Origin of the sequence: Methylobacterium sp. WL8 (assembly GCF_008040045.1) — a bacterium.
Lineage (GTDB): Bacteria > Pseudomonadota > Alphaproteobacteria > Rhizobiales > Beijerinckiaceae > Methylobacterium > Methylobacterium cerastii.
On sequence record NZ_VRVF01000167.1, the window covers coordinates 1 to 2,252 of the forward strand.

At 67.9% G+C, this 2,252-nt stretch carries 1 protein-coding gene; it reads right to left on the reverse strand.

Annotated elements, in window-relative coordinates; translation table 11 throughout:
• Positions 1-2,252: TonB-dependent receptor (locus tag FV234_RS25655; RefSeq protein WP_147832423.1), on the reverse strand; the 2,252-nt coding region annotated here is incomplete at both ends.

Genomic DNA, 2,252 nt, shown 5'->3' on the forward strand with positions numbered 1-2,252 from the left:
TCGTTGATGGTCAGGTTGCCGGCGATCGGGCCGCGCTCGGCGAAGGTGCCGAAGTTGGCGTAGCGGTTGTTGGTCAGGTTGGTGATCAGACCGAAAACCTGAAGGTTCGGCGTGACTTGGTACGTCGTGTTGAGGCCGAGCACGAGGTAGGCCGGCAGCTTCGGGTTCAGGTTCGACTCGTCGCCGCGATAGTAGGCGGAGGAGAAGGCCTGGAGGTTCATGCCGAAGCGCCAGCCCGGCAGGACGAGGTAGTCGAAGCCGACCTTGAACTGGTGGTTGGGGATCAGCGGCACCTGGTTGCCGCGGCGGACGGCGATCGCGCCGTCGTCGGCGAGCGGGTTGTTGGGCGAGGACAGGGTGCCGTCGAACTGGAAGGTGGCGTCGATCAGCGCGTAGTTGGCGTAGACCGAGAGGTCGCCGCGGGTGTATTCGCCCGCGACCTCGATGCCCTGGCGCTGGGTCGCCGGCACGTTGACGAAGTAGCCCCGCGCCGCGTTGCCCGGCGTCGCGAGCTGGATGATGTCGTTGGCGAGGTCCGTGCGGAAGGCGCCGACCTTGTAGGTCACGAGGCCGCCGTCATAGAAATTCGGGATCTGGCCGCGGACGCCGACCTCGTAGGTCTGGCCGGTGACCTGCTTCAGGGGCGGGTCGGCGACCAGCGAGTTCGGCAGGAGGCACGGCCGGTCCGGGTTGGAGCAGGCGACTTCCAGCGGCGTCGGTGCGCGGTTCGATTCCGAGTAGCCGCCGTAGAGCGACAGGCCGGGGGTGAAGCGGTAGGTCAAGCCCGCCAACGGGTTGATCTTGTTGTAGTAGTAGGTCCCGTTCACGTCCGGCGAGAAGCCGGTCTGGTCGGTCGTCGTCAGGCGGGCAAAGTTCAGGCGCGCGCCAGCGGTGAGCGACAGCGCGTCGGTCACGTCGAACGTGTCGGTGGCGTAGAGGCCCATGTAGAGGTTCGAGCCGATGACGTTCGAGGGCGCGATGCCGAGCGCGGCGGCGGTGCGCAGCTGCGTGGTGCCGAGCCCGGGGACGGTGCCATAATACGGGTTGTTCGGATCGGTGGTGACGCGCAGGTCCGGGTTGATCACGCCGAGCGTGCTCGACGACTTGAAGCTGAACTCGGCCACGTCGATGCTGCCGCCGACGACGAAGCTGTTGCCGAAGCCGAACACCTTGTCGCGGTTGGCCGCCTGCAGCGAGCCGCCGTAGCCGGTGGCCTCGGTCTTGGTCACGTCCAGCGTGCCGTAGGGGACGCCCGCGGTGAACGGGATCCGCTGGTTGTTCGCCCCGAGGATCGTGAACTGGTTGCGGAAGGCGAGCTGCGACTGGCCCGCGGCCGGCGCGAAGCCGTCATCCTCGAAGCAGAGGAAGCCGCGGTTGCTCGATTGGCGGCTGCAGTTCTCGAAGTTGCCGTCGTTGCCGTCGACGTAGGTGTTGCTGAAGCGGCGGAAGTAGGCGTTTCCGGCCAGGTCCCAGGTCGGCGAGATGTCGACGCGGCCGGTCAGCTGCATCGTGCCCATCTCGGTCGTCGTGGTCTGCGGGTAGGTGAAGATCGCCCGCGGGTCGACGTGGGTGAAGTCGACCGGGGTCGCGGCCGCCGCGCCGAAGAAGGTCCGCGCAAAGCCGCCGATCAGGTGGAACTCGGAATCGAGGGTGCGGTAGCCGAGGTCGGTGTAGAGGCGGCCGATCGTCGAGGGGCTCTCGTAGCGCCAGCCGCGGTCGTTGAGGCCGTCGCCGTTGAAGTAGAAGCTCCACGGCCCGATCACCTTGCCGTATTCGAGGCCGCCGGCGATGCGGCCGTCGGAGCCGCCGAGCGCGGTGACCTCCGCGCCCTGCCAGGTGAAGCCGTTCTTCATCTGGATGTTGACCGCGCCGCCGAGCGCGTTGAGGCCGAAAACCGGGTTGCCGGTGACGATGTCGATGCGCTGGATCGCCGTCGGCGGGATTAGGTCGAACTGGACGGTGTCTCCGAAGGCCTCGTTGATGCGCACGCCGTTCTGGTAGACGGCGAGCCCCTGCGGCACGCCTTGCACGGGGGACGCCTGGAAGCCGCGGTAGTTCACGTCGGTGCGGTTCGAGTTGCCCTGCGAGTCCGACAGGTTGAGGCCGGGCGTGCGCCGCGCCAGCGTCGCCACCGCGTTGAAGGTGCCGCGGTCGATGTCGAGGTCGGCCGCCGTGACGGTCTCCACCGTGCTCGGGATCTTGTAGAGCGGCTGCTCGCCGCCGCGCAGGCGCGGCGATCCGGCGGACGAGAC